Annotated in this window: 20 protein-coding genes; 14 read left to right on the top strand and 6 right to left on the bottom strand. The window is 62.9% G+C overall.

Translation table 11 applies throughout. From position 1 onward, the window contains the following. Window positions 1-146: 146 nt before the first annotated feature. Window positions 147-1,451: a glycine cleavage T C-terminal barrel domain-containing protein gene (locus JTF07_RS11640; protein WP_252199758.1), complete on the top strand. Its 1,305-nt coding sequence runs from the start codon at window positions 147-149 to the stop codon at window positions 1,449-1,451. Window positions 1,452-1,972: 521 nt separating this feature from the next. On the opposite strand, the gene JTF07_RS11635 is transcribed toward JTF07_RS11640, so the two are convergent. Further along, window positions 1,973-3,427, bottom strand: a complete 1,455-nt coding sequence (locus tag JTF07_RS11635) for an APC family permease (RefSeq protein ID WP_204234429.1) — start codon at window positions 3,425-3,427, stop codon at window positions 1,973-1,975. Window positions 3,428-3,680: 253 nt separating this feature from the next. On the opposite strand from JTF07_RS11635, the gene JTF07_RS11630 reads away from it, so the two are divergent. Next, window positions 3,681-5,015, top strand: a complete 1,335-nt coding sequence (locus JTF07_RS11630; protein WP_204234428.1) for a TrkH family potassium uptake protein — start codon at window positions 3,681-3,683, stop codon at window positions 5,013-5,015. Between the two features lie 40 nt (window positions 5,016-5,055). Then, window positions 5,056-5,790, top strand: coding sequence for a potassium channel family protein (locus JTF07_RS11625; protein WP_204234427.1), 735 nt, complete (start codon window positions 5,056-5,058; stop codon window positions 5,788-5,790). Window positions 5,791-5,828: 38 nt separating this feature from the next. Here the strand turns inward: JTF07_RS11625 and JTF07_RS11620 are convergent, their stop codons facing one another. Together JTF07_RS11620 and JTF07_RS11615 are read right to left on the bottom strand one after the other, a co-directional pair. Next, the gene (locus JTF07_RS11620) at window positions 5,829-6,125 is read right to left on the bottom strand and encodes an antibiotic biosynthesis monooxygenase family protein (RefSeq protein ID WP_204234426.1); all 297 of its coding nucleotides are present in this window, start codon (window positions 6,123-6,125) and stop codon (window positions 5,829-5,831) included. A 192-nt stretch (window positions 6,126-6,317) separates the two neighbouring features. Next, complete coding sequence (locus JTF07_RS11615) at window positions 6,318-7,538, bottom strand: site-specific DNA-methyltransferase (protein ID WP_204234425.1); 1,221 nt, start codon at window positions 7,536-7,538, stop codon at window positions 6,318-6,320. Between the two features lie 37 nt (window positions 7,539-7,575). On the opposite strand from JTF07_RS11615, the gene JTF07_RS11610 reads away from it, so the two are divergent. After that, window positions 7,576-9,198, top strand: a complete 1,623-nt coding sequence (locus JTF07_RS11610; RefSeq protein WP_213018803.1) for an FAD-dependent oxidoreductase — start codon at window positions 7,576-7,578, stop codon at window positions 9,196-9,198. A gap of 49 nt (window positions 9,199-9,247) precedes the next feature. On the opposite strand, the gene JTF07_RS11605 is transcribed toward JTF07_RS11610, so the two are convergent. Then, window positions 9,248-10,699, bottom strand: coding sequence for a helix-turn-helix transcriptional regulator (locus tag JTF07_RS11605; RefSeq protein ID WP_204234424.1), 1,452 nt, complete (start codon window positions 10,697-10,699; stop codon window positions 9,248-9,250). Window positions 10,700-10,876: 177 nt separating this feature from the next. Here JTF07_RS11605 and aceA point away from each other — a divergent pair, with 177 nt between their 5' ends. Together aceA and aceB are read left to right on the top strand one after the other, a co-directional pair. Beyond that, entirely contained in the window at window positions 10,877-12,187 is a 1,311-nt protein-coding gene (gene aceA, locus JTF07_RS11600) for an isocitrate lyase (protein WP_204234423.1), read from the top strand. 259 nt (window positions 12,188-12,446) lie between these two features. After that, window positions 12,447-14,051, top strand: coding sequence for a malate synthase A (gene aceB, locus JTF07_RS11595; protein WP_204234422.1), 1,605 nt, complete (start codon window positions 12,447-12,449; stop codon window positions 14,049-14,051). A 164-nt stretch (window positions 14,052-14,215) separates the two neighbouring features. Here aceB and JTF07_RS11590 read toward each other — a convergent pair whose 3' ends face one another. Then, entirely contained in the window at window positions 14,216-14,812 is a 597-nt protein-coding gene (locus JTF07_RS11590) for a mycothiol transferase (RefSeq protein WP_204234421.1), read from the bottom strand. 86 nt (window positions 14,813-14,898) lie between these two features. On the opposite strand from JTF07_RS11590, the gene JTF07_RS11585 reads away from it, so the two are divergent. Next, window positions 14,899-15,873, top strand: coding sequence for a helix-turn-helix transcriptional regulator (locus JTF07_RS11585; RefSeq protein ID WP_204234420.1), 975 nt, complete (start codon window positions 14,899-14,901; stop codon window positions 15,871-15,873). 109 nt (window positions 15,874-15,982) lie between these two features. After that, window positions 15,983-16,372, top strand: coding sequence for a universal stress protein (locus tag JTF07_RS11580; protein WP_143923086.1), 390 nt, complete (start codon window positions 15,983-15,985; stop codon window positions 16,370-16,372). 76 nt (window positions 16,373-16,448) lie between these two features. Here JTF07_RS11580 and JTF07_RS11575 read toward each other — a convergent pair whose 3' ends face one another. Beyond that, window positions 16,449-19,361 (bottom strand): FAD-binding and (Fe-S)-binding domain-containing protein, encoded by a 2,913-nt coding sequence (locus JTF07_RS11575; protein WP_204234681.1) that lies wholly within the window; start codon window positions 19,359-19,361, stop codon window positions 16,449-16,451. Window positions 19,362-19,776: 415 nt separating this feature from the next. Here JTF07_RS11575 and JTF07_RS11570 point away from each other — a divergent pair, with 415 nt between their 5' ends. The 6 genes from JTF07_RS11570 (at window position 19,777) to JTF07_RS11545 (ending at window position 25,332) form a co-directional block, all read left to right on the top strand. Further along, complete coding sequence (locus JTF07_RS11570; RefSeq protein ID WP_204234419.1) at window positions 19,777-19,932, top strand: hypothetical protein; 156 nt, start codon at window positions 19,777-19,779, stop codon at window positions 19,930-19,932. A 443-nt stretch (window positions 19,933-20,375) separates the two neighbouring features. After that, the gene (locus tag JTF07_RS11565; protein ID WP_204234418.1) at window positions 20,376-21,338 is read left to right on the top strand and encodes an inositol monophosphatase family protein; all 963 of its coding nucleotides are present in this window, start codon (window positions 20,376-20,378) and stop codon (window positions 21,336-21,338) included. Window positions 21,339-21,470: 132 nt separating this feature from the next. Continuing rightward, window positions 21,471-22,463 carry a siderophore ABC transporter substrate-binding protein gene (locus tag JTF07_RS11560; RefSeq protein WP_204234417.1) on the top strand — a complete coding sequence of 331 codons (993 nt, stop codon included), beginning with the start codon at window positions 21,471-21,473 and terminating at the stop codon, window positions 22,461-22,463. A gap of 30 nt (window positions 22,464-22,493) precedes the next feature. Further along, window positions 22,494-23,507: an ABC transporter permease gene (locus tag JTF07_RS11555; RefSeq protein WP_204234416.1), complete on the top strand. Its 1,014-nt coding sequence runs from the start codon at window positions 22,494-22,496 to the stop codon at window positions 23,505-23,507. Window positions 23,508-23,515: 8 nt separating this feature from the next. Then, the gene (locus JTF07_RS11550) at window positions 23,516-24,580 is read left to right on the top strand and encodes an iron chelate uptake ABC transporter family permease subunit (RefSeq protein WP_204234415.1); all 1,065 of its coding nucleotides are present in this window, start codon (window positions 23,516-23,518) and stop codon (window positions 24,578-24,580) included. Next, window positions 24,577-25,332, top strand: a complete 756-nt coding sequence (locus JTF07_RS11545) for an iron ABC transporter ATP-binding protein (protein ID WP_204234414.1) — start codon at window positions 24,577-24,579, stop codon at window positions 25,330-25,332. The genes JTF07_RS11550 and JTF07_RS11545 overlap by 4 nt, the downstream gene beginning before the upstream one ends. Window positions 25,333-25,350: the final 18 nt, after the last annotated feature.

The following is a 25,350-nucleotide window of genomic DNA, read 5'->3' as shown; positions in this document are numbered from 1 at the left end:
CTTGAGAGGCTCCTGGGAAGTGGTCGACGGATGATGATTTACTTCGGAAACCCTTGCGTCCGCCGATACTTCGATCCTACACTAATTGTACCCATAATATGGGAATCCAGTTCCATATTATAGAACTGTTTGAGGCAGGGAACATCATGGACAACAACGTTCCATCAGTGGACCAAAGCGACAGACAAGTCCCAATCAACCTACGCCAATCAGGCCCCACACCGGTCGAGATGCTCATCGACACCCGAGTGCGGAAGTCTCCGTACTGGGAGCTGTCCATGCAGGAAGGCTGCTGGCGGGCCTCGATCTACAACCGGATGTACCACCCGCGCGGCTATGTGCCCCGAGAAGACGGCGGGATGATGGTCGAGTATCAGTCCCTCGTCAACGACGTGACCTTGTGGAACGTCGCCGTTGAACGCCAGATCCAGGTCAAGGGTCCCGACGCCGAGGCGTTCGTGAACTATGTCATCACCCGTGACGCGACCAAGATCCCCGTCATGCGCGCTCGCTATGTGATCCTGTGCAATGAGGCCGGAGGCATCCTCAACGACCCGATCCTGCTGCGGGTGGCGATCGACGAATTCTGGTTCAGCCTCTCCGACACCGATCTCATGCTCTGGCTGCAGGGTGTCAATGTCGGCAGCAGGTTCGACGTCACCATTGCCGAGATCGACGTTTCGCCTGTGCAGGTCCAGGGACCCAAGTCCGTCGACGTCATCGCCGACCTCGTCGGTGAGGAAGGACGTACGCTGCCCAGCTACGGGCTCATGGAGGCCCAGGTCGGCGGGCACGATGTCATCATCTCCCAGACCGGGTTCACGGGGGAGAAGGGCTACGAGATCTACCTCAAGGACTCGACGAAGTATGCCGAGGACATGTGGAACGCGGTGCTCGCAGCCGGCGTTCCCTACAACCTCAAGGTCGTCGCTCCCAGCCATCACCGCCGGATCGCCGCAGGCATCCTCTCGTGGGGTCAGGACATGGACTTCGAGACCTACCCGTTCCAGGTCAACCTCGCCTATCAGGTGCCGCGGAAGAAGGAGGCCGACTATATCGGCAAGGCGAAGCTCGAAGCTGTTCGTGAGCAGATCGCAGCCGGAACCCCACCATTTCGGACTCAGCTCGTGGGGCTGTTGGTCGGCGGCAATCCGATCACGGACTACGCCCCCGACTTCTGGCTGGTCAGCGCCACCGCTGGAGGCGAGGCTGTCGGCTACGTGACCTCACCGTGGTATTCGCCGGAGCTCGAAGCCAATATCGCAATGGCCCATGTGCCGGTCGACGCCAGTGAGCTGGGTACCGAATACTGGGTGCATCTGCCCGAGCCCTTCGCCGACACACCGGGAGAGCCCGTCCGCGCCGAGGTGGTGGAGATGCCGTTCCGACCAAGCGTCAACCCCAACCAGCGTGAACGCCTGAAGATGAACGGCCTCGACGCCGCCGTCTGATCGGCGGCGAGTGACCGGATAGTGGGAGGTCTCTGCCTCTGAGTCCCGCTCCCCTGATCCGAGCGCGGTCACCGTGCACTATGCCGGTGGCCGCGCTCGCTTGTGCCTCCAGCTGGGTATCTTGCTCACCACAGTTGGGTATCTCGCTCCCCGCAGAGTCAAAGACTTCGCGCAGAGCCAGAGACTCCCCGCACGGCTACTGCCTCGCTGCGCGGCTACTGCCTCCCCGCGGAGCCAAAGACTCCCCGCGCGGCTGCTGCCTCCTCGCGGTGCCGATAGCAACCGCTGGTTTCACCTGAGGCACTGGTCCTGCCGATTCATACATCTGCGGCGGGGTGATTTGCGGCTTGCGGTGAGGTGGAGCCCACCAACACGCGTGCAACGTAGTGCGGCCATCGGAGATGTCTCCGATGGCCGCACTATGGTCTTGGCCGCGCTCACACGAAGCGGTGAATTGTCTGCTGCTGAGATTCAGCCTCCGTGTCGCAGGCCGCTTCTCACTGCGGCTGATCCTCACCGAGTCATGTCTTGCGCAGCGACTTCACCTTGGCCAGGAGTTCGTCTTCGGCGTTGGGCCCTGCTTTGATGCCGGTGGGCAGGCGGAACATGAAGAAGATGCCGACGGCGAGCCAGAGTCCGAACATCGTCCAAGACTGCCACGCCAGCTGCGCGGAGAACGGGGTGATGGGCAGGTAGAGGATGAAGAGCGCCAGAGTGAGCACGGCAGAGATGGTGCCGATGACCATGCCGCCGTTGCCCTTTCCGCCGATGCGCAGGGGACGGCCCATCGCAGGTTCGCGCTTGCGCAGAATGATGAACCCGACGCTGACGAGGAAGTAGGCGATGACGATTGCCGGTGAACCCGCGTCGACGATCCAGCCCAGGGCCGCTGAGCCGAGGAACGGAGCCAGGGCGGAGAGGATTCCGATGAAGATGATCGAGTTGACGGGGGTGCGGTACTTGGGGTGCAGCTTGCCGAACCAGGCGGGAATCATGCCGGCCACGGCCATGGCCCACATCAGGCGGGACGACCCCATGAGGAATGCGTTCCACGAGGTGATGATGCCGGCGAGTCCACCGGCGATGACAAGCTTGCCCCAGAAGGCGGAATTGAACATCGTCGCCAACGCATCCGCCGTGACGAGGTCGTGGGTGGCCAGGTCCGAGGCCGGCATTGCCAGCGAGGTCATCGCGATGATGATGATGTAGAACGCGATCGCCATGAAGACTGAGGCCACGACGAGCTTCCCGATCTTTGCCGGTGGAAGCTTGATCTCCTCCGCCGACTGCGGGATGACGTCGAAGCCGACGAAGAGGAAGGGTACGACGGCGACTACTGCAATGAAGCCTGCGGCACCACCGGTGAAGAGCGGTTCGGCATTGACTGCTTCACCGCCGACCAGACCGCCGGTCAGAAGCATCAGGGCGACGAGGATGAGGAACGAGACCACGAACGTCTGCACGAGCGAAGCAAGCTTGACTCCGCGGATATTGATCCAAGCGATGATGATCGCGGTGACGGTGCCGACGAGAGCCCAGGTGAGGTAGACATCGAATTCGGCGATGGTCCACAGTTTGATGTGTTCGAGGTTCGGGAACAGGTACAAGGCGGTCTTCGGCACTGCGACTGCTTCGAACATGACAACGCTGATGTATCCGCCGGTGATCGCCCAGGACCCGAAGAGTGAGACCTTGGGACCCATCGCCCGGATGAGATAGTTGTGCTCACCTCCGGCGTGCGGCATGGCAGCGACCATCTCGGAGTACACCGTGCCGACGAAGCACATGATGATGCCGCCGACGACGAATGCGAGGATTGCGCCCATTGTGCCGGCACCGCTGAGCCATTCTCCGGTGAGGACGACCCAGCCGAAGCCGATCATCGCCCCGAATCCGATGAAAAGTGCATCGACCGTGCCAAGCGCCTTGACGAAACCGTGGCCCCGGTCTCCGACCTCTGTCTGCTGTTGCGACATCGCATCCCTCTTTTCACCCGACTGTGCTGTTGTGCACAGTAGCAGGATTCTGAGAGTTTCCGGCCGGTAATGTCAACGCCATCTCCGAAAGGGACACGGGTGCGATCACTCAGCAAATGAGTGCTGTCAGCCAGAGCCTATGGGTCGCGGAGCGGGCAACCCGGTGGCTGTTGTGCTGGCGGCTGCAAGGACCCGACCTGTGAGTTCGCCGTGTCTCGAGTTCGGCGGGTGACATGGTGCTAGATTTCTCGCTGTGCACAGCACTCATCGTGATGCCATCGCCCGTGTGGTGATCGGATACCTCACAGCTCTCGTCATCGGTACGGGACTGCTGATGATGCCTGCCGCTACGGTGGCACCGGGCGGTATCTCGCTGCTGTCCGGACTCTTCACCGCCACCTCGGCGCTGAGCGTGACCGGATTGGCGGTTCTCGACACCGGAGGAGATTTCACCTTCTTCGGGCAGGCGGTGATCCTCGCCCTCATCCAGATCGGAGGCTTCGGTGTCCTGCTCTTCACCGCTCTCTTGGCGATCGTGGTGGCGGGCAAGACGGGTCTGAGACTTCGCCAGTCCGTGGCCACGGAGACCAAGAGCTCTGCGATCGGAGGAATCGCACCCATGGTGCGGCGCATCGTCGTCCTTGCCGTGGGAGCAGAGTTCGTCGTCGCTGTGGCGCTCTTCCTGCGTCTGCGCCTCTTCTACGACGAGCCGCTGGGCGAAGCGGTATGGAGCGCGGTCTTCCACGCGGTCTCAGCCTTCAACAACGCAGGCTTCGGTCTGCACAGCACCAGCCTCATGGACTACGTGGCGGACCCATTCATCTGCGGCCCGATCAGCTGCGCCGTCATCCTCGGTGGTCTCGGGTATCCGGTGGTCATCGAACTGGCGAGACGCTACCGGTCACCGTTGACATGGAGTCTGACCACCCGTGCCGTCGTCGTCATGACACCGGTGCTGCTCGTGGCCGGAATGATCTACATTGCGGTGATCGAATGGAACAACCCGAACACTATGGGAACTCTCGACGTGTGGGGAAAGATCCAGGCGTCGGCGTTCCAGTCCACGATCACCCGTACAGCCGGGTTCAACTCGGTCGACATCTCGCAGATGCATCCTGCGACCTGGCTCGGAATGGACATTCTGATGTTCATCGGAGGAGGCCCCGCCGGTACCGCCGGCGGTGTGAAGATCACGACGTTCCTCGTGCTCGGGGCCATGACATGGACAGAGATCACCGGTGGACGGGCGGTGAATCTGCTCGGCCGGCGAGTGTCCAGGTCCGTGCACAGACAGGCGACGACGGTCATCGTGTTGTCCTCGGGACTCATCGTTGTGGCAACCACGGTCATCATGCTCGATGCTCCGTCGCTCGGTTTCGATCGGATCCTCTTCGAAGTCATCTCAGGCTTCGGCACCGTCGGTCTGTCGACGGGAATCACAGCAGATCTGCCGGGACTCAGCCAAGTGGTCATCATCATCACGATGGCCCTGGGGCGACTCGGTCCGGTGACGGTCGCCTCGGTGCTGGCCCTGCGGGTGCGCCCACAGCGATTCGAACTGCCGAAGGAAAGGCCGCTGATCGGCTGATGGATGACAGTACCGTTGAGAGTTCAGAGAGGACGTCGAAATGAACGAGAAATCCTGGTTGGCTAAGCCTGCGGTGTTCTTCGCCGGCAATCCGAAACCTGCTGCCCGGCATGGCGCGGTGGCCGTAATCGGTCTGGGCCGGTTCGGCGGCTCCTTGGCGAGGGAGCTCGTCAAGCACGGAGTCGAGGTCATCGGCATCGACATCTCCGAGGAGGTCGTGTCGGACCACGCCGAGGTGCTGACATACGTCTCCCGCGGTGATGCCACCGATGAGACGGTTCTGCGTCAGATCGGCATCGTGGAGGTCGACCGTGTCGTCATCGCAGTGGGCAGCGACCTCGAAGCGAGTATCCTCATCACCTCACGCATCCTCAAAATGGGCAATCGGCACATCTGGGCCAAGGCCATCACCGAACCCCACGCCGAGATCCTGCATCAGCTGGGGGTCAAGAACGTGGTCAGTCCGGAGAACGACATGGGTCGGCGCCTGGCGCATCTCATCAAGGGACACATCTCGGACTTCCTGCCCATCGATGAGGATTTCGTCCTCGCCAGAACCACACCTCCGGTGCGAGTCGCCGATGTGCCGCTGGCGTCGCTGGGTCTGCGGACGGAATACGGAGTCACGATCGTCGCCTTCAAACGCGATGGAGGCGGTTCCTGGGACATCGCCGACCGCGACGTCACGCTCTACGCCAACGATGAGATCCTCATCGCCGGCACACCGCGGAACGTGGAGACTTTCAGCGAACTCGATAAGGACAACGACAGCTAGAGCGCTATCCGCTTCCTCTTGTCCCTCGACGACAAATCTCAGTCGCCGAGGTCGACGACCTCGAACTCGAGAAGATTGGCTTGTTCCGAGACGGGTTCTCTGCCGCTGGTTTCGTGTGAGGGTCTGCGCCCCTCGCGCCAGTTCTCGAAGTCCTCACGGGTGGCCCACTGGGTGTAGACGAAGTACTGGTCACCGCCGGAGACCGGTCGCAGCAGCTGGAAGCCTTCGAAGCCGGGCGAACCGTCGACGGAGTGTTTGCGTGCCGCGAAGCGCTTCTCGAGTTCACCGCGTGCGGCTTCGGGAACGGTGAGGGTGTTGATGGCGACGACTGACAAGATGGCTCCTTGTGAAGAGGGTTCGCGGCGTTGACCGGTCGTTCCTCAGCCTACGATCCGATTCTGGATCTCCGCTGAAGTTCTCACCGGGTCGGTTGGTCTGCGGTCTTCTTCTCCGCGTCGATGAGGCCGATCAGCCTTGATGCATGCCTACACCGTCGCCAGGAGAGACTCAAGGATGCTGATGAGAATTCACTGCTCGGCCACGGCGATTTCGGTGAAGCGAAGATCGGGGTGATGGCGTTTCGCGGCACGTCGGATCCGCTCCGCGGTGAGTCGGCTGATTTCGGGGAAGCCGTCCTCGGAGTCCGCGCCCACCAAGCTGCGCGCGTTCTTCGTCTGCAGCGGTTCCGGGGTCTGGATGAGGATGAACGTGCGTGAGCCTGCGTCGCGTTGGTTGGCAGCCATCACCGCCTGCGCGGTTGTGCCCGAGCCGGCGAAGAAGTCGAGGACGATTGCTTCGGGGTCGAAGAAGGTCTGGGAGGCCACGAGTGTCTTGACCAGTTCGACGGGCTTCGGATAGCTGAAGATCCCACCCAGCCCCAGATCCTCGAGGTCGTTCTGCCCGCCCAGGGCCTTGATGATCGAGTAGAGCTTGGAACTCGCCTTCTCCGCGGGCGTCACCCGCACCACAGCATGTTTGCCCGCTGGACCCCAGGCGCGCAGCACATATTCTCCCGTGCCCAACTTCGCGTCCACCTCGGCGAGCTTCTTCGCGCCCTTGACCTCGAGGATGTCCTCGTACATGAGCCGACGTTCCTGGCCGCGAGCGTAGCGGCCGAATCCGGCGCGGAGCACATCGGTTTCGACGAGCATGCGTTTGCCGTCGATGATCTCGAGCTTCGCCGGCGCCTTCTTCTCTGTCAGGAACGCACCCGCCTGATCAGCGACTTTCGCCCACACGTGGACGTAGTCGTGACCGCGGACGAAGGAGGGGGAGTTGCCGCCGCCCTTCGCACGCTGGTGGATCAGGGTGCCCAGCGAATTGGCTTCACCGAAGATCTCGTGCCCCAACAGCTGCGCCCAGGCACTCTCACCATCGTCGAGGTGGATGAAGATCACCCCGTCCTCGCGCATGAGTTCGCGTGCCAGCATCAGCCGGGGCGTCATGAAGTTCAGCCAGCTCGCGTGATCATGCCCGTGATCCTTATACGCCAGCGCGTTGCCCGTGTTGTAGGGCGGATCGATGTAGATGACCTTGATCCGTCCCCGGTGCGTGCCAAGCAGCCCGGTCAGCGCCGGCAGATTGTCTCCGACGATGAGCATGTTCTCATCGACGGTGGGGACGTAGGTGTCACCGTCGCTAAGGAAGTGCGGACCCTCGCCGAGGCGGCCGGAAGCATCCGCGGAGATCAGCCGTCGACCGAGTGCGAAGGCGGCGTCCTTGCCAGTCCAGTTCAGGGCCGTCGACATCCTTCTCCTTCTCCGCGATCGGTGCCAAGATTGCTGTATGAGTATTTCACGAGTGGCCGTGGTCGGTGCCGGAATCGTCGGAGTGGCGCTCGCCCGTGAGCTCACCGGCAGGCTCCCCGCCGCCGAAGTCACCGTCTTCGACAAGGCAGAACGCCTTGCCGCGCATCAGAGCGGGCACACATCGGGAGTCGTGGATCCCGCGCTTGCTGCGCAGCCGGGTTCGCCGGAGGCGAAGCTCGCTCGCCGAGGTGTGGAGCTGCTGGTCCCGTTCGTGTCTGAACGCGGCATTCCCTACCGCGAGTGCGGGCAGCTGCTCGTTGCGCAGAACACGGATGAGGCCGACCGACTCGAGGAGATCCTCGCCCGGGCCGAAGCGAACTCGATCCCGGGAGTCCGGCTGCTTGACCGTAAGGAGATGTTGGAGGTCGAACCCAACGCCAGGGGCGTCCTCGCACTCTACGCACCGCACACGGCCGTCACCGATTTCACGGCTCTGACCGAGGCGCTCGCCTCCGATGTCAGCGCTGCCGGCGGCACGTTCCGCTTCGGCACAGAGGTCACCGGCTTCGACGTGATGAGCAACGAGGTTCGTCTGCGCCTGCGCACGGCAGCGCCCGAACAGAGCGAGCCCGCTGTCGGCCCTGATGGCTCCGACGCTGACTCCGCTTCAGGCTCCGATGGTTCGGCTTCAGTCAGTGACGTTGACTCCGCCGCGGAATCCGACGGCGATATCGACGATCAGGTGCACGAGGCTCCGCGGACCTATCGCGGCGATAACACCACCGGACCGGTCATCGACGTCCGCGACGAGCTGCGCAGTCGTTTCGGCTCTCAGGATTGGTTCAAACAGGTCGAAGACACGATCGGTAGTCTCAGCGAAAGATTCTCCAATCCCGCCTCAGGTCGTTCGCGACCCTCGGGTGGGAGTGAGCCCCGGCACACAGGTGCAGACGAGCACCGGGAACCTGCCGGACGCGAGCGCGAACGTACGGTCCGGCCCGAGGATACGGCAGTGTTCGACCTCGTCATCGTCTGCGCCGGCGTTCAAGCCGACCGCCTGGCAGCGGCGGCGGGGTTCAACGAGGAACCTCGCATCGTCCCGTTCACCAGCGACTACTACGCCATCGACGACCCAGACATCGACGACCCCGCCGAGGTGGTCCGGGGCATCATCAGCACGGTTCCCGATCCGAGTTCCCCGTTCTCCGAGAGATCCGTGGTCAGAAGCATCAGAGGTGGGCTGGTTCTGGGCCCGAACACCATCGTGTCGCTGGGGCGCGAACGCTCTGACAAGCACGGCTTCGACCTCGGCGATTTGGGGTCGACCGTCGGCTTCAAAGGATTCTGGAAGTTCGCGGCGCAGACAGCGAAGACCGCCGCTCGCGGAGCCAAGCCGGCCGTGAGCACCTCTGCCTTCGTCGAAGAGATCCGGAAGTTCGTTCCTGCCATCGATGCCTCGGCCGTCCGGGCCGACTCGCGCGGAATCCGCGCGCAGGCAATCGACGCCGATGGCACGCTCGTGGACGAGCTGCGGGTGACCACGCGCGGCAGACTCACCATAGTCAGAAGCCTCCCCAGGTCAGGGGCCGCCTCTGCGCTGGCCACGGCCGAACGTGTCGCGAACCGAGTCCTCGACGGTCCCGCCGACGCGGACGGCTGAGGCGAACGCTCGGTGACCTCAGACGGCGCCTACGGGTGATCCGTCCGAATCAGCCGGAGTGGCGTTCGAGGAATTCGTAGACCTCGGTATCATCGACGCCTGGAACGGCGCCGGGGGGAACTGCTGCCAGCAGAGACGCATGCATCTGTGCCGAGGGCAGAGCCTGGTTCTCCCATTTCTCGGCCAGATCATCGGGTGCCTGGCGACAGCACGCGGGATCCGGGCAGGCTGACTTGGACCGGATCGGGGATTCTCGTCCCTCGAACCACTTCACGTGGGCGAAGGGGACTCCGACACTGATGGCGAAGTCACCGCCGGGCAGTACGCGTGCGGTGCACCAGAAGGAACCCTCAGGGGTGTCCGTGTACTGGTAGTACGGGCTGAACCTGTCAGCGACGCGGAACACAGTGCGAGAAGTGAATCGTTTGCAGGCGAACTGGCCCTCGATCGCGCCGAGCGGGTCCGTGGGGTAGGGCAGACCGTCGTTCGAGTACGCCTTGTGGATCGTGCCCGAGCGGTGGACCTTCATGAAATGCACGGGCAGACCCAGGTGCTCGGTGGCCAGGTTCGTGAATCGGTGGGCGGCCATCTCGTAGCCGACACCGAACATATCGCGCAGATGCTCGACGGAGAGCTCGCGCTTCTTCTTCTCCTCGATGAGCATCGGCACCGCCGAACTCTGCGGCAGCAGAACAGCGGCGGCCAGATAGTTCGCCTCCACCCGCTGCTGGAGGAACTCGCTGAAATCCTTCGGAGCATCATGGCCGAGCACGTGCGCGGCCAGGCTCGTGAGCAGATGTGAGCGTGGGTCGAAGGCCGCATCTGTATTGGGCAGATAGAGGCGATTGTTCGCAGTGTCGGAGATCGATCTGGTGGATGAGGGCAGGTCAGAGACGTAGTGGAGGCTGAACCCCAGCTTCTCCGCGATCGTGGCCGTCTGCCGCTGGGAGACTGTGCCCGATTCGTATCCGGCCAGGCGCAGAAGTTCCGCGGCCTGGGTCTCAAGGTCGGCGAAATAATTGTTCTTCTCGCGCATCCGCTCGCGCAGCTCCCGGTTGGCCCGACGAGCCTCCTCCGGGGTCGCGGCACGGCGTTCGAGGACCTGGCCGAGCTGTCTCTGCAGACCCACGATCGCTTCGAGGGCATCATGGGGCAGCGACTTGATCCGCACCTGCGGCAGACCTAAGGAGGAGTACATGGGTGAGGCCTGATTGCGCTCGGCTTCAAGCTCGAGAGCCTGTCTGCCATCGACGGGGGTGGGATCGATGAGCTCGGCGACCTCGGTCTGCAGGGCTTTCGCAATGGCACTGAGCAGGGTGACAGAAGTTTCTCGCTTGCCGTTCTCGATCGTCGAGATCTGGGAGGCTGCACGCCCCACTTTCTCACCCAGCTCGGTGAGGGTCAGCCCACGCTGTTTGCGAAAAAAGCGAATTCTTCTGCCTATGCTCAGGGTGTCCGCTTCTGCTTCGGCATCCCTCAGATCAGTCTCGTTGCTCGTCATTGCGGCTCCATTCGACATCGTGGCGTGGTTCACATGCGCTGAGAATCAGTATGACAGAACGCGATAATTTCCAAAACCGGAAAACAGTCGATTATTCATCGGAGAAATCTCTATCGGCCCCCTTGCAGTCACGGCAGACTGATCTCACCAACCCCGAACGACGAGGAGTGAATGAGAATGACTGAGAACACCACGCAGAGCAGCTTGCACGATGCTGAGGCCATCCGCCGCGATTGGGCCACCAATGCCCGCTGGTCGGGAGTTGCTCGTGACTACGAGCCCGAGGATGTCGTCAAACTGCGCGGTTCGCTGATCGAAGAGCACACACTGGCTCGCCACGGTGCAGAGCGTCTCTGGAACCAGGTGGCCTCCACCGACATCAAGTCCGGCGACTACGTCAACGCACTCGGTGCGCTGACAGGCAACCAGGCAGTGGAGCAGGTCAAGGCCGGCCTCAACGCCATCTACCTCTCCGGCTGGCAGGTCGCCGCCGATGCGAACAATGCCGGACAGACCTACCCCGATCAGTCGATCTACCCGGCGAACTCGGTGCCTCAGGTCGTGCGTCGCATCAACAACGCTCTGATGCGCGCCGACCAAATCGAGACCTCGGAAGGCAAGAAGAACGTCGACGATTGGTTCGCACCGATCGTGGCCGACGCAGAAGCAGGCTTCGGCGGTTCGATCAACGTCTACGAGCTCATGCGCTCGATGATCTCCTCCGGTGCAGCCGGTGTGCACTTCGAGGATCAGCTCGGTTCTGAGAAGAAGTGCGGTCACCTCGGCGGCAAGGTTCTCGTCCCGACCTCGCAGCACATCCGCACCCTCAACGCGGCTCGCCTCGCGGCCGACGTCGAGAACGTGCCCAGCCTCGTGATCGCCCGGACCGACGCAGAAGCGGCAACGCTCATGACCTCGGACATCGACGAGCGCGATCAGCGCTTCGTCACCGGTGAGCGCACCTCTGAAGGCTTCTACAAGATCACGAACGGCATCGAAGCAGGCATCGCCCGCGGACTGTCCTTCGCTCCCTATGCGGACATGCTGTGGATGGAGACCTCCACACCGGACCTCGACGCTGCCAAGCAGTTCGCGGACGCCATCCATGCGGAGTACCCGGACCAGATGCTGGCCTACAACTGCTCGCCGTCGTTCAACTGGCGCAAGCACCTCGACGATGCCACCATCGCGAAGTTCCAGCGTGAGCTGGGAGCCATGGGCTACAAGTTCCAGTTCATCACCCTGGCCGGCTTCCACGCGCTCAACTACTCGATGTTCGATCTGGCTCACGGCTACGCCCGCAACCAGATGACCTCGTACGTCGAGCTGCAGGAACGCGAGTTCGCTGCCGAGGACCGCGGCTACACCGCAACCAAGCACCAGCGTGAGGTCGGAACCGGATACTTCGACCTGGTCTCGACCGCGCTGAACCCAGAGTCCTCGACGACAGCTCTGGCCGGATCGACCGAATCCGCTCAGTTCAGCTGAGCCTTCGGTGACCCGACCGGTCACGCGACGACGGACACCGGCCTCGCGTGACCGGTCACCCAGTACTCGGCGCGGATCGACAGTGTTTTCACGGGGTTTGCACTGTTGGTCCGCGCCGGCACACCAGACATCACAGCTCCAACCACAACCTCGGCGACACCAGCACCACCGCAGAACCAGCACAGCCATCGCATCACCGCAGCACAGCCACCGCAACGCACATCAGCAGCACACATTCCGACGGGTGAGGAGAAGCCCCATGTCTCACATCAAAATCAACGCCCCCATCGAACCAGGCTTCGACACGATCCTCTCGGAGTCCGCTCTCAACTTCATCGCAGCCCTCCACGATCGCTTCAGCGAACGTCTGGGCAAGCTGCTGGGAGTCCGCGGACGTCAGGCGCAGAGCATCCGGAACGGCACGTTCCCGAGGTTCACCCCAGACACCGCAGGAATCCGGGCGAACACCACATGGAAGGTCGCCGGCGCGGCCGGAGCCCCCGGTCTCGAAGACCGTCGTGTCGAACTGACCGGCCCCGTCTCCGAACCTGAAGTAGTTGCGGCGCTGAACTCCCGTGCGAAGGTCTGGCTCGCCGACCTCGAAGACGCCACCAGCCCGACCTGGTCCAACATCATCGGCGGACAACTCAACTTGTTCAACGCCATCCGCGGCAACCTGCCGGGCGTGAACAACCGTGAGCAGCCCACCATCGGCCTGCGTCCCCGCGGCTGGCACCTGCCGGAGAAGCACCTGATCCACGTCGATGCCCAGGGCAGCCAGTCGGAGACTTCAGGTGCCATGGTCGACTTCGGTCTCTACTTTTTCCACAATGCCCGCCGACTCGTCGACAGCGGCTCGGGACCATACTTCTACCTGCCGAAGCTCGAGTCCTTCCGCGAAGCACGCCTGTGGAACGAGATCTTCGTCTTCGCTCAGGACTACATGGGCATTCCGCAGGGAACCATCCGGGCGACCGCTCACATCGAGACGATCACCGCTGTGTTCCAGATGGAAGAGATCCTGTGGGAGCTGCGCGATCACTGCGCCGGCCTCAATGCCGCAGGCTGGGACTACCTGTTCTCACTCGTGAAGAACTTCCGCAACTCCCCGAAGTGGGTGCTGCCGGATCGCGAGCACCTGACAATGGGACTGCCGCTGCTGCAGGCGTTCGCGGACCGCCTCGTCTCGACCTGCCACCGCCGCGGAGCACACGCGATCGGGACCATGGGCAACCTCATGACCACTCACCCGGACAAGGAATTCGTTGCCTCGGAGCTGGTGAAGATGCGTGAAGACAAGGCTCGTGAAGCCTCGCGCGGCTTCGACGGCACCTGGGTGGCCGAGCCGGGACTGGTCGATGACGCGCTCGAGGTCTTCGACGCCGCACTCGGCGACAAGCCTAATCAGCTCGACAACCGCCGGGCCGATGCCCACGCCTGCGCCGAGCACATGCTCGACGTGTCGGGACTGGACCCCACGGTCACCGAGGAAGGTGTTCGACTGAACATCCGTGTGGCCATCGGCTACATGAACGAATGGTTGGGCGGCAACGGCAACGTCGCACTCGAGAACCTGCTCGAAGACGCGTCGACCGCTGAGATCTCCAGGTCCCAGATCTGGCAGTGGATCCGCCACTCGGTGACGCTGGACAACGGGAAGCAGGTCACCCGCGACCTGGTGGAGCGGTACATGGGCGAGGAGCTCGCAGTCATCGAGCGCCACCCCGCAGACCACTACACCGAGGCCGTTGAGATCTTCCGCAAGAGCGCACTGGGTGAGGACTTCCCCGAATTCCTCACGATGCCTGCCTACACCGACCACCTGGTCGACAGGGTGTCGAAGGGCGCCGTGTTCGCGGCCTGAATCTCTTGCGCCGACGCTGTCGGCATGGCCGGCAAGACCAACTACCCGATTCTGCATCAGCACGTCGCACTCACCGTGCTGATGCAGAACCGGGTAGTTTTTTGCGTGCTGCAGGCGCCAGGCTGATTCAGCTGCTCCTGCGGGTGATCCGCCTGCGCTGAAGCTCAGCTCCATCCCTCGGGTGGCCAGGGCTGACCTTCGGCCTGGGCATTGAGCTGATAGGCGATCGCGCCATCGATGGACTCGCGGATGATGTCGGCATGACCGACATGGCGGGCGATCTCGGTGTTGAGATGGCCCAGGATCCACCGGACGTTCATGACGAAGTCCTTGGGCATCCACGGATTGTGAGGCATCGGGACGACCGTGGACAGATCGGTCCCGTTCTCCTCGACCGCCCTGCGTGCCACGTCGATCTCGGCCATGGCTGTCTCGAAAGCGGTGACCACATCGCCAATAGCGAGGTCGGGAAGAGCAGACCCATCGAACATTCCGTCGAGGCCCAAGCGTCGGTTGTAGTCGGCATAATCATCCGCCGTGACCTCAAGCGAAGGATCGCGGACCTGCTGGATCCAGGAGAACAGCACCTGGGCGGCGTGAGTCAAGAGGCCGGAGATGCTCAGTGCGCTCACCGTCGGCGTACTGCGAGCCTGTTCGTCGGTGAGGCCGAGAGCGGTGATCTTGAGCTGCGAGCACTGCTGTTCGAGGAACGAGAACTGGGCGTCGGCCTCGGTCGTGACTGATGGGGCGAAGAACGGCATGATCTCTCCTGATCGTCTGGTGCAGAACCGGTTGTCCGGATCTGTGACACCAGTGTCCAACCGTTTGCGGACATATAATGTCCGCTATGACCGCTGATTCTCGACTGTTGTCCATGCTGGGGATGATCGCCTCGGGACGAACCTACTCCGCGGCCGAGCTGGCCGCGCACTTTCGCGTCACGCCTCGCTCCATTCGCCGCGACATCGCGAATCTGCGCCAGCTCGGCTATGTCATCGAATCTGTCTCGGGTGCGGCCGGCGGATACCGTGCTCACTCGCGCACTGTTCTGCCCCCGCTGCAGCTCGAGACCGGTGAGGCTCTGGCCACAGCACTCGGCCTGGCTCTGCTCAACGGCGCCGGCTTGGGCACCTCGAACGCCGATTCGGCCACCGCGAAGCTGCGCGGGATGCTTCCCGCCGGGATGCGCGAGACGATCGGGGACATCAGCACAGCAGTCTCTGTTGTCGCTGGTCACGAACCGGGAGTCGACATGGCAGCGGTCATGACGACAGCCTCGGCGATTGCGTCCCGGAGCGTCCTGACCTTCGCCCACGTGAAACGGAAGAGCGCAGAGAGCTCGGGGACGAAGTCGATGGAGCGCCGGGTGGAGCCGGTGCGGATGGTCGTCCTCGGCGCGCATTGGTATCTCTACGCCTGGGATCTCGCTCGCAGTGATTGGCGGGTCTTCCGCCTCGATCGGATGAGTCAGGTTCACGAAACGACCTTCGCCTTCGCGCCCAGGGACCATCCCGATGCAGAGGCGGCCGTGAGTTCCGCCGTCACCACCGACGCGTACCGCCACACCGTGATCCTCGATGTCGACGCAACCGTGGCTGAGGCCAAATCGTGGTTCCCGACGAGGACAGCGACGATCACGAAGACCGCCGACGGCACCCGCATCGAATTCGGTGTCGAGGACCTTGCCTGGGCGGCAGTGATCACCGCAGCGACTCCCGTGGACTTCCGAGTCGTCGAGCCACCGGAGCTCTTGGGTGCGCTGCGCGATCTCGGTGAGCGGGCGGCCCAGGTGAGCAGGACCGGTGCAAGCGGCATCGGCTGAGCTGCGATGCGCACGCCGGGTGTCGGAGGTCCGATTGCGATGACCGTGAGGTGTCCTCGCGGTGATACGGGAATGAACGAATCAGGGCAGAGCTAATATACTTCTCGATATGACGATTCTCATTGGCTACCTTCCTGCTCCTGAGGGTGAGGCGGCTCTGCGTGCGGGTTTCGCAGAAGCCAAACTTCGGTCGAGCAATGCTGTCGTGATCAACTCCCAACGACGCGGAGCCAGTGGCACCCCGACCGAGATCGACCAAGACGTCATCGACCGCATCGTCGCACTGGGCAAGGACTCAGACGTCGCGGTCGAGGTTCTCCAGCCCGATCACGAAGATGATCTGCCGGGAACGCTGAACGACCTCGTGGAAGAACACGACGCCCAGCTCATCGTCATCGGCCTGCGCAAACGCTCGGCGATCGGTAAGTTCATCCTCGGCTCGCAGGCTCAGCGGATCCTGCTCGAAGCAGAGGTCCCGGTCCTCACCGCCAAGGCCTGAGCCGGTCAAGGCCTGAGCCTGGTAGTTGGCGGCCTGACTTCAGTCTCCGCGTGTCTGAGCCCGTCGCCCAGCAGTATCAGCGGGCGGGTTCGAGTCCCCAGCCCCAAGCGAGAAGCTCCGGCAGCGACACACCCTGTGCATCGCTGAGGTCGGCGATCTGTGTGCGGCAGGAATAGCCATCGGCTAAGACGACCCGTGTTCGCTCACCGTCGCCGGCATGTCCTTGTGTCCCGGCCGCTCCTCCGGCTCCGAGCGCGTTCGGCGCCCGATTGCGCAGTGCTTCCTGCTCCCGCAGGGCCGGCAGCAGAGCCACTTCGGCCACAGCGACCGAGGTCTCGTAATGTCCTTCCTCAACGCCGAAGTTTCCGGCCAGACCGCAGCAGCCGCCCAGGAATCGGCTTGCAGCACCGGTTCTGGCCAGCAGCTCCTTGTCCGCGGCAGTGCCGAAGATCGCCGACTGATGGCAGTGCGGCTGCACGAGCGCTTCGACTCCGTCCAACGGAGGCAGCTCGGCACCCACGCTGAGCAGGTACTGCGCGAAGGTCTGCACCCGTGAGGCGACTCGTGCCGAGGCCTCATCGGCCAAGAGCTTCTGCGAATCGTCCTTGAGAGTCGCCAGACATGAGGGTTCGACCCCGACGATGGGCACTTCCCCGGTTGCGTCGAGGGCACCGATCGTTGCTCCCAGATTCGCCTTCGCCGCGTCGAGCTGACCGGTCGAGATCAGGGGCAGACCGCAGCACACTGTCTGGTCGATGACGCGCACCGTGACGCCAGCGCGTTCGAGCACGGCAACGGCGGCGGCGAGGATACGCGGCGCGAAATGATTCGACCACGAATCGGCGAACAGAATCACCTCACGGGTCTTCGTGCTGGGCCCGACCTCGGCGGTGCTGTCTGTCTTCGCCCACCATTTCCGAAACGTCGTCGAGGCGAACTGCGGGATGGATCTGCGGATGTCGATCCCGGCCAGCTTCTTGGCCACTGTCGTGAGCCCCGGCAGGCCCGAGACGCGGTTGACCACGGGGGCCAGGGGTGTGACGACGCGTGCCAGCTGCGGCAGGAAACCGAGCGAATAGTGCTTCATCGGGCGCAGCCTGCCCTTGTAGGACTGGTGGAGGACCTCGGCCTTGTAGGTGGCCATGTCAGTGCCGGTCGGGCATTCGGTGCCGCAGGCCTTGCAGGAGAGGCAGAGGTCGAGTGCATCGGCGACCTCGGGGGACTGCCACGATGAGTTGAGGAGATCCCCGGACACCATCTCCTGCAGGACCCGGGCACGACCGCGCGTGGAATGCCGCTCATCGCGGGTGGCCTGATAGGACGGGCACATGACGCCACCGCTGTCGGCAGAGTCGGCACGGCATTTGCCGACGCCGGTGCAGCGATGGACGGCGGAGGCGAAGCCCGCCGACTCTCCCTCGTAGGCCATGGCCAAGGTTCCGGGCAGCTCCTCCCGCAGCGGCAGCTGGGTCAGCCGCAGGGACTCGCTGAGGGCATCCGGGTCGACGATGACACCCGGGTTGAGCAGGTACTGCGGGTCGAAGAGCTCCTTGACCTCTGTGAACAGCTCCAATACGGCTGGGGGATAGATGAGACGCAGCAGCTCGGATCTGGCACGGCCGTCGCCATGCTCACCGGAGACAGACCCGCCGTAACGCGCCACGAGCTTCGTCGCCGCGACCATGAACGTCCGCATCACCTCGGGTCCGTCGGGATCCTCGAGCGGGAAGTCGACGCGCATGTGCAGACAGCCATCGCCGAAGTGCCCGTAGGGAATTCCCCACAGCCCATGCTCGGTGAGCAGATCCATGAGTTCACGCAGATAGTCGCCGAGGTGCTCGACCGGAACCGCAGAATCTTCCCACCCGGCGTGGGCGTCACGTCCATCGGGTGTGCGGGAGACCAGACCGGCTCCATCGGCGCGAATGCCCCACACCTCGGCTGCCGCCTGGGGGCCGAGCACCGCCGAATCCAGAGCATCCGACTCTCTGATGAGGCGCTTCGTCTCATCGACCAGTTCGGCTTCGTCCTCGCCGGTGAGTTCGACGACGAGCCAGCCGCCGCCCTCGGGCAGGCGGGGGACAGCTTCGGCTCCCTTGGTCTCGATGACCCGATCGAGCATGCGCGAGTCGAGGCCCTCGCAGGCCGCCACCGGGAACCCCTTGAGCAGGGGAGCATCATGTGCGGCCGCGACCATGTCCTCGTACCCGAGCACCACCGCCGAGGTGTGGGTGGGGTCTTTGACCAGGCGCATCTTCGCGGCGAGGACGATGCCCCATGTGCCCTCGGTCCCGGCGAAGGCCCGGCGCAGGTCGAAGTCGTTCTCCGGCAGCAGGGATTCCAGCCCATACCCGGAGACCTGTCGAGAGAAGGTGCCCAGATTAGTCCGGATGGTGCCCAGCGACCTGCCGACGAGTTCATACAGACGCGGGAACGTCTCTGAGGAGTCGGTGTCGTCGAGGGTGACGACTGTACCGTCGACGAGCATGACGATCAGCGCGAGGATGTTGTCGCCGGTGCGTCCGTAGCCCAGAGCGCGTGGCCCGCAGGCGTTGTTGCCGATCATCCCGCCGATCGTGCAGCGAGTATGAGTAGAGGGATCAGGGCCGAAGCGCAGGCCGTGGGGCCGCGCCTGTGCCTGCAGGTGAGCGTGGATGCATCCGGCCTGAACCCAGGCGGACTGCGCCTCGGGGTCGAGGGCCAGGACCTCGTTCATATGGCGAGAGAAGTCGAGGATGATGCCCGTGCCGATCGCATTGCCTGCGATCGAGGTTCCTGCGCCGCGGCTGGTGATGGGTACTCCCAGCCGGCGCGCGATCGCGAGTGTGTGCGAGACATCGGCCTCGTCATGAGGGAAGACGATCGCCTGTGGAACCAGGCGGAAGAGGGAGGCGTCAGTGGTGTAGGCGGCACGATCGGTGTCGTCGACGCTGAAGTCCCGGACCCCCGCGGCCCGGAGCTCGGTCGAGAGGACATCGGCGAGAGACATCTCTGTCTCCGCAGACTTCCGAGGTGCACTGGAGCTGTGAGCCAATGTGGTCATGTCCGCATTCTGCCACTTCAGTTGTCAGTGAGGTACTCGCTCAACAGAGAGTGGGATGGTGCCGACTGCGGACGAGGTTACCCCTAAGTAAGGAACGGGAAAGCCCGCGGGCGTTATTGAACCGTTACATAAAATGAGCAATAAAGCGCCTGAGCTTCTATAATTCGGGAATTATTGGCATATTCTCATATACGTGGTATTTAATGGAACTACACATCTAGATGGCATCGAGCCATAGTCATAAGTAGGGGAAGAAACCATGTCGCGTCGCGCCCGTGAATTAACAGTTGACCAGACAGCCTTAGTTGGTGCAGTTCGAAAGGTTTCTCGTCAACGGGCCAAGATCAATACCGATTATGTGATGGCGATTCTTCGCGCTCGTGAGGAAGGGGCCACCTTCGGGTCCATCGCCGAGGCGGCGGGTACCTCCTCGCAGGCGGTGCAGGAGATCGTGCGCAGGCATGGTCAGGTCCAGCGCAGCGAGTCCGTACGATCCATTCCAGCCCCCGCGAAATAGGGCCAAGGCGGCGCCGGAGAGGCGCTCGCTGAGCGACGGTGGACCGAGGTGCCCCTCGGGACTGCGCATCACAGTGACGTGATTCGCACCCGAGGGGCACCTCGTTTGCTCAATGGTGACCTCAGTCATTCGTTTTATCACCTTTTGATAACAAGAGTTCTTTATTGTGGAAATCATGTGAAAATCATGCACACGGCATTAGATGAACGGCCGACCAGGGCCGGAGGAGAGGCCTTCTGGTCGAGTGCTCTTGCGATCGGGAAGTCCGGTTCCTGAGTATCGATTTCTCTTCCCCGCAGTGAAGTCCGGTTGGTCGAATTCGCCAGTCCCGAACCCCCTGGTGTTCGGCTGCAATCACGCTTAGATACAAGAAGTACACACTCGGACCTGTATTGCAGTGTTGTTACAGGAGAGGCCCCGCTGGGGCCGACTAGAGTTGAACCATGAGCTCAGAGACCGACCTTCTGCCCAGTGCCCTCAACGATCTGCCATTGATGCGCATCGCCTCGGACCTATCCTTGATGGCGTGGGAGCAGATGGAAGCCTGGCGCAGCTCCCTCGGGGCGCAGCTTGACGCTTCCGTGGTGGATACGAAGACTTCGCCCAACGACCTCGTGACTCTCGCAGACGCGCAGATCGAATCACTCGTCCGCGGATACCTGGCGAAGGTTCGCCCCTCGGACACCATGGTCGGTGAGGAAGGTGCGCCGGCGCTGGATCCCATCGACTTCTTCGATGCGCAGGTTGTAGTCAGGCTCAACGGCTTCGACCCTGGTGGCGATGACCTCCTCGACATGAGCGACGACGGTCCGCCGTTGGAGTGGCATGTGGACCCCATCGACGGAACCGTGAACTACGTGCGCAACATCGAGCACTACGCTTTCTCGGTTGGGGTCTGTGAGGCAGGCGAGGCCCACGGGCGGGGCCTTGGCGAGGAGCGGTGGCTCATCGGCCTCGTCGCCTCTCCGGGGTTGAATGCCACCTGGGTGGGAGCGAAGGGGCGTGGGGCCTATCGCGTCGAGGGGCAGCTCTCCGGGGGTCGAGGAGCGGATCGTCTCCCCGCTCGACGGCTGCGCGGCACACCGGTCGGACTCTCCGGCAGGCTGCTGGCAACCGGCTTCGCCTACACCGGGGGCAATCGCGGCCCGCAGCTGGCGAAGCTGTTCACCCTCATGGACGGCTACGACGATATCCGGCGCTGCGGATCGGCGGCTATCGACCTGTGCATGCTCGCAGAGGGCAAGGTCAACGGCTATGCCGAACGAGGACTCGGAATCTATGACTATGCAGGCGGCGGCGTCATTGCCGCCGAGTCCGGTGCCTTCGTGCACCGCGGTGGATCAGGTGGTCCCACTGCCGCTGCGGAGTCCGAAGACGAAGTGCGACGCCTCATCGCCTCGATCTGACTGACTACTTCCGCTGTCAATGTGAGATGAATAACGATAGATTATGCTCACGTATTTCGTGAAGCTTAGGCTAAGCTAATTCACGGTTCGTGTTCATCTGACATCAATGACTTTTGCAGGAAGTAGATCACCATGGGTTCGTCACGTCTTCGTTTCACCGCCCTGGCCGGCGTCGTTGCACTCGCTCTGGCCGGCTGCGGCCAAGCTGCCGCCGATGACACCGGTGCCGATGCCGATTCCGGCAGCACCATCGACATCGAGGACAACAATGGAGCGCAGAGCGTGGCGAGCCCTCCTTCATCTGTGGTCGCCACAGACAACCGCACATTCGAGACTCTCGACACGTGGGGCATCGAACTCAGTGCTGGGGCGGTCTCTCTGATGCCCGAGGGGCTCAGCTACACGAAGGACGACTCCGTCCTCGACCTCGGATCCCACCGTGAGCCCGACCTGGAGAAGGTCGTCGAGGCCAAGCCCGACCTCATCATCAACGGCCAGCGATTCGCACAGTTCCATGACGACCTTGCGAAGCTGGCACCCGAGGCCACCGTGGTCGAACTCGATCCGCGCGATGGCGAAGACTTCGGCTCCGAGCTCAAACGCCAGACGACAACCTTGGGAGAGGTCTTCGGCAAACAGGACGAAGCGAAGAAGATCGTCGACGACTACGATGCCTCGGTGAAACGAGCCAAGGCTGCCTACGACAGCAATGACAAGGCCATGGGCCTCATCACCTCGGCGGGTGACATCGGCTATTCGGCTCCTTCTGTCGGGCGCACCGTCGGACCGGTCTTCGACATCCTCGGTCTGGATCCGGCCCTCGAAGTGGACTCCAGCAGCGAGGACCACCAGGGAGACGACATCTCCGTCGAGGCGATCGCCGACTCCGAACCCGAGCTCATGATCGTCTTGGACCGTGACGCTTCCTTCGCCCCCGACGAGCGCGATGAGGGATCGGCTCCCGCCGCCGAGGTGCTCGAGAAGTCAGAGGCGCTCAAGGATGTGCCCGCGGTCAAGGACGACAAGATCGTGTACTTCCCGCAGGACACCTATCTCAATGAAGGCATCCAGACCTACACCGAGTTCTTCAACTCATTCGCTGACAAGCTCGAAGAGCAGAAATAGCGCCGCGCAGCAGCAATTGAGATCGAGAGAATGACGAGTACACGCGACGGCCTCGCCGAGGCCACCTCGGCGAGGAAGAGCCTTGCCGGGGCAAAGGGGCAGCTGCTGAGCTGGAAGTTGGCAGTGGGCGTCCTCGGCGTCCTGCTCCTTCTCGTACTTTCCCTCTTCACCGGCGTCTACGACATCTTCGGCGGGGTTGGGGGAGCCGAGATGTTCCAGATCACCCGCGTGCCGCGCACCATCGCTCTCGTACTCTCGGGTGCGGCGATGGCCATGTGCGGCCTGGTCATGCAGCTGCTGACGCAGAACCGATTCGTCGAACCGACGACCACCGGCACCACGGAATGGGCCGGGTTGGGTCTGATGCTCACCGTCATCGTCTACCCGGACGCGTCGATCCTGGCACGGATGATCGGGGCCATCATCGCCGCATTCATCGGCACGCTGGTCTTCTTCATGTTCCTGCGCCGGGTCTCCCTCAAGTCATCGCTCATCGTGCCCATCATCGGCATCATGCTCGGCGCGGTGGTCGGTGCGATCTCGACCTTCATCGCGGTTCAGACTGACATGCTCCAGAGCCTGGGCATCTGGTTCGCCGGCAACTTCACTTCGATCCTACGGGGCCAGTACGAGATCCTGTGGGTCGTTGTCATCGTCGTCATCGCGGTCTTCATCACAGCCGATCGCTTCACCGTCGCCGGACTGGGCAAAGAGGTCGCGACGAACGTCGGTCTCAACTACAACCAGGTCATTCTCATCGGCACCATCCTCGTGGCCATCGCCACTGGAGTCGTCACGGTGGTGGTCGGCAGCCTGCCGTTCCTCGGCCTCATCGTGCCCAATATCGTCTCGATGATCCGCGGCGATGACCTGCGCAGCAATCTGCCTTGGGTCTGCTTGTCGGGCATTGCGATCGTCACGATCTGCGACCTCATCGGCCGAGTCATCATCATGCCCTTCGAACTGCCGGTCTCCGTTATCCTCGGAGTCGTCGGCGCCGCGGTGTTCGTCGGGCTCCTCCTACGGCAGCGGAAGCGGGGATGAGGCGCGCCATGTCTGCTGAGACGACAGAGCACGCGGCCTCGGCGAGGATACAGCGGACCCCGGGACCGCCTCGGCGCTCCTCCGGGTCGTTGGCCACGCCCACATCCAAGTGGCGGTACTGGTCGCTCATGGTCGGCCTCATCGTCGCCTCGGCGGCCATCGCCCTTGGCCTCCTGGCCTGGGACAACCCGATGCCGATCACCGATGAGGGATTCTGGCTCATTGCGCAGCTGCGGATGAAGAACCTCGTCGTCATCGCGGTCGTCGCACTGTGCCAGGCGTTCGCGACCGTGGCGTTCCAGACGGTGACGAACAACCGGATCATCACGCCGTCGATCATGGGCTTCGAATCGCTGTACGTTGCCATCCAAACCGGGGCCATGTACTTCTTCGGGGTCACAGCGATCGTCGAGCTCAAGGGGCTCGTGCCTTTCACCGTGCAGCTGCTGCTCATGGTGGGGCTCTCGCTCGCGCTCTACGGCTGGCTGCTCTCAGGCCGATACGGCAATATCGCGATCATGCTGCTCATCGGCGTCGTCATCGGCGGCGGACTCGGCTCGATCGCGACGTTCATGCAGCGGACCCTGACACCGAGTGAATTCGACGTGCTCGCGGCCCGGCTCTTCGGCTCGATCTCGAACTCGGACTCCAGCTATCTCCCTGTCTCCATCCCGTTGTGTCTGCTCGCCTGCGCCGCGATCTACCTGAGCTCCTCCCGACTCAACGTCCTCGCACTCGGCAGGGACACGACCAGCAACCTGGGACTCAACCACAAGGTCGAGATGATGAAGATCCTGTTCTTCGTCTCGATCCTCATGGCCGTGTCCGTGTCGATGATCGGACCGATGATCTTCCTCGGCTTCCTCGTCGCGATGCTCGCCTACCAGTTCTCCGACACCTACGACCACAGATACGTGCTGCCGATGGCCGGACTCCTCGGGTTCGTCGTCCTGGGCGGGGCGTACTTCATTATGAAGAACCTGTTCTACGCCGAGGGCGTCGTCTCCATCATCATCGAGGTCATCGGCGGAGGTGCATTCCTCTTCGTCATCATGAGAAAGGGACGCCTGTGATCACACTGCGCGATGTCCGCAAGTCCTACAGCAACGATGTCGAGATCGGTCCCGTCGATCTGCAGATCCCCGCCGGGGGAGTCACCGCGCTGGTCGGACCCAACGGCGCCGGGAAGTCAACGCTGCTGACGATGATCGGCCGCCTGCTGGGCATCGACGAGGGGGCGATCGAGGTCGCCGGTTATGACGTGTCGTCAACGAAGTCGAAGGACCTGGCGAAGATCGTGTCCATCCTGCGCCAGGAGAACCACTTCATCACCAGGTTGACGATCCGCCAGCTCGTCGGCTTCGGCCGTTTTCCCTACTCCAAGGGACGCCTGACAGCTGCCGACGAGGAGATCATCTCCCAGGCGATCGACTTCCTCGAACTCAGTGACCTCGAGGGCCGGTTCATCGACGAGCTCTCCGGCGGGCAGAGGCAGCGCGCCTACGTGGCCATGGTGCTGGCTCAGGACACCGACTACGTCCTGCTGGACGAACCCCTGAACAACCTGGACATGAAGCACTCCGTGCAGATGATGGCGCACCTGCGTCGGGCCGCCACACAGATGGGGCGGACCATCGTCATCGTTCTTCACGACATCAACTTCGCCGGGCACTATGCCGATCACATCTGTGCCGTGAAGACCGGCAGCATCGTCGAGTTCGGGACACCTGCGGAGATCATGACCGCCGAGGTGCTCACCCGCGTCTTCGACACCCCCGTCGACGTCATCGACGGCCCGCGCGGTCGGTTGGCCGTGTACTACTGAGTGCGTGTACTACTGAGC

The sequence above is a fragment of the Brevibacterium sp. RIT 803 genome (assembly GCF_016892625.1).
In the GTDB taxonomy this organism is placed as follows: Bacteria; Actinomycetota; Actinomycetes; order Actinomycetales; family Brevibacteriaceae; genus Brevibacterium.
This window is presented reverse-complemented; position numbering and strand designations above follow the sequence as displayed.

Excerpts from the sequence above, each read along its gene's own strand:
- JTF07_RS11640 (WP_252199758.1), top strand. The coding sequence starts at position 147 with ATGGACAACAACGTTCCATCAGTGGACCAAAGCGACAGACAAGTCCCA.
- JTF07_RS11635 (WP_204234429.1), bottom strand. The coding sequence starts at position 3,427 with ATGTCGCAACAGCAGACAGAGGTCGGAGACCGGGGCCACGGTTTCGTC.
- JTF07_RS11625 (WP_204234427.1), top strand. The coding sequence starts at position 5,056 with ATGAACGAGAAATCCTGGTTGGCTAAGCCTGCGGTGTTCTTCGCCGGC.
- JTF07_RS11615 (WP_204234425.1), bottom strand. The coding sequence starts at position 7,538 with ATGTCGACGGCCCTGAACTGGACTGGCAAGGACGCCGCCTTCGCACTC.
- JTF07_RS11610 (WP_213018803.1), top strand. The coding sequence starts at position 7,576 with ATGAGTATTTCACGAGTGGCCGTGGTCGGTGCCGGAATCGTCGGAGTG.
- JTF07_RS11605 (WP_204234424.1), bottom strand. The coding sequence starts at position 10,699 with ATGACGAGCAACGAGACTGATCTGAGGGATGCCGAAGCAGAAGCGGAC.
- aceA (WP_204234423.1), top strand. The coding sequence starts at position 10,877 with ATGACTGAGAACACCACGCAGAGCAGCTTGCACGATGCTGAGGCCATC.
- aceB (WP_204234422.1), top strand. The coding sequence starts at position 12,447 with ATGTCTCACATCAAAATCAACGCCCCCATCGAACCAGGCTTCGACACG.
- JTF07_RS11590 (WP_204234421.1), bottom strand. The coding sequence starts at position 14,812 with ATGCCGTTCTTCGCCCCATCAGTCACGACCGAGGCCGACGCCCAGTTC.
- JTF07_RS11585 (WP_204234420.1), top strand. The coding sequence starts at position 14,899 with ATGACCGCTGATTCTCGACTGTTGTCCATGCTGGGGATGATCGCCTCG.
- JTF07_RS11580 (WP_143923086.1), top strand. The coding sequence starts at position 15,983 with ATGACGATTCTCATTGGCTACCTTCCTGCTCCTGAGGGTGAGGCGGCT.
- JTF07_RS11575 (WP_204234681.1), bottom strand. The coding sequence starts at position 19,361 with ATGTCTCTCGCCGATGTCCTCTCGACCGAGCTCCGGGCCGCGGGGGTC.
- JTF07_RS11570 (WP_204234419.1), top strand. The coding sequence starts at position 19,777 with ATGGCGATTCTTCGCGCTCGTGAGGAAGGGGCCACCTTCGGGTCCATC.
- JTF07_RS11565 (WP_204234418.1), top strand. The coding sequence starts at position 20,376 with ATGAGCTCAGAGACCGACCTTCTGCCCAGTGCCCTCAACGATCTGCCA.
- JTF07_RS11560 (WP_204234417.1), top strand. The coding sequence starts at position 21,471 with ATGGGTTCGTCACGTCTTCGTTTCACCGCCCTGGCCGGCGTCGTTGCA.
- JTF07_RS11555 (WP_204234416.1), top strand. The coding sequence starts at position 22,494 with ATGACGAGTACACGCGACGGCCTCGCCGAGGCCACCTCGGCGAGGAAG.
- JTF07_RS11550 (WP_204234415.1), top strand. The coding sequence starts at position 23,516 with ATGTCTGCTGAGACGACAGAGCACGCGGCCTCGGCGAGGATACAGCGG.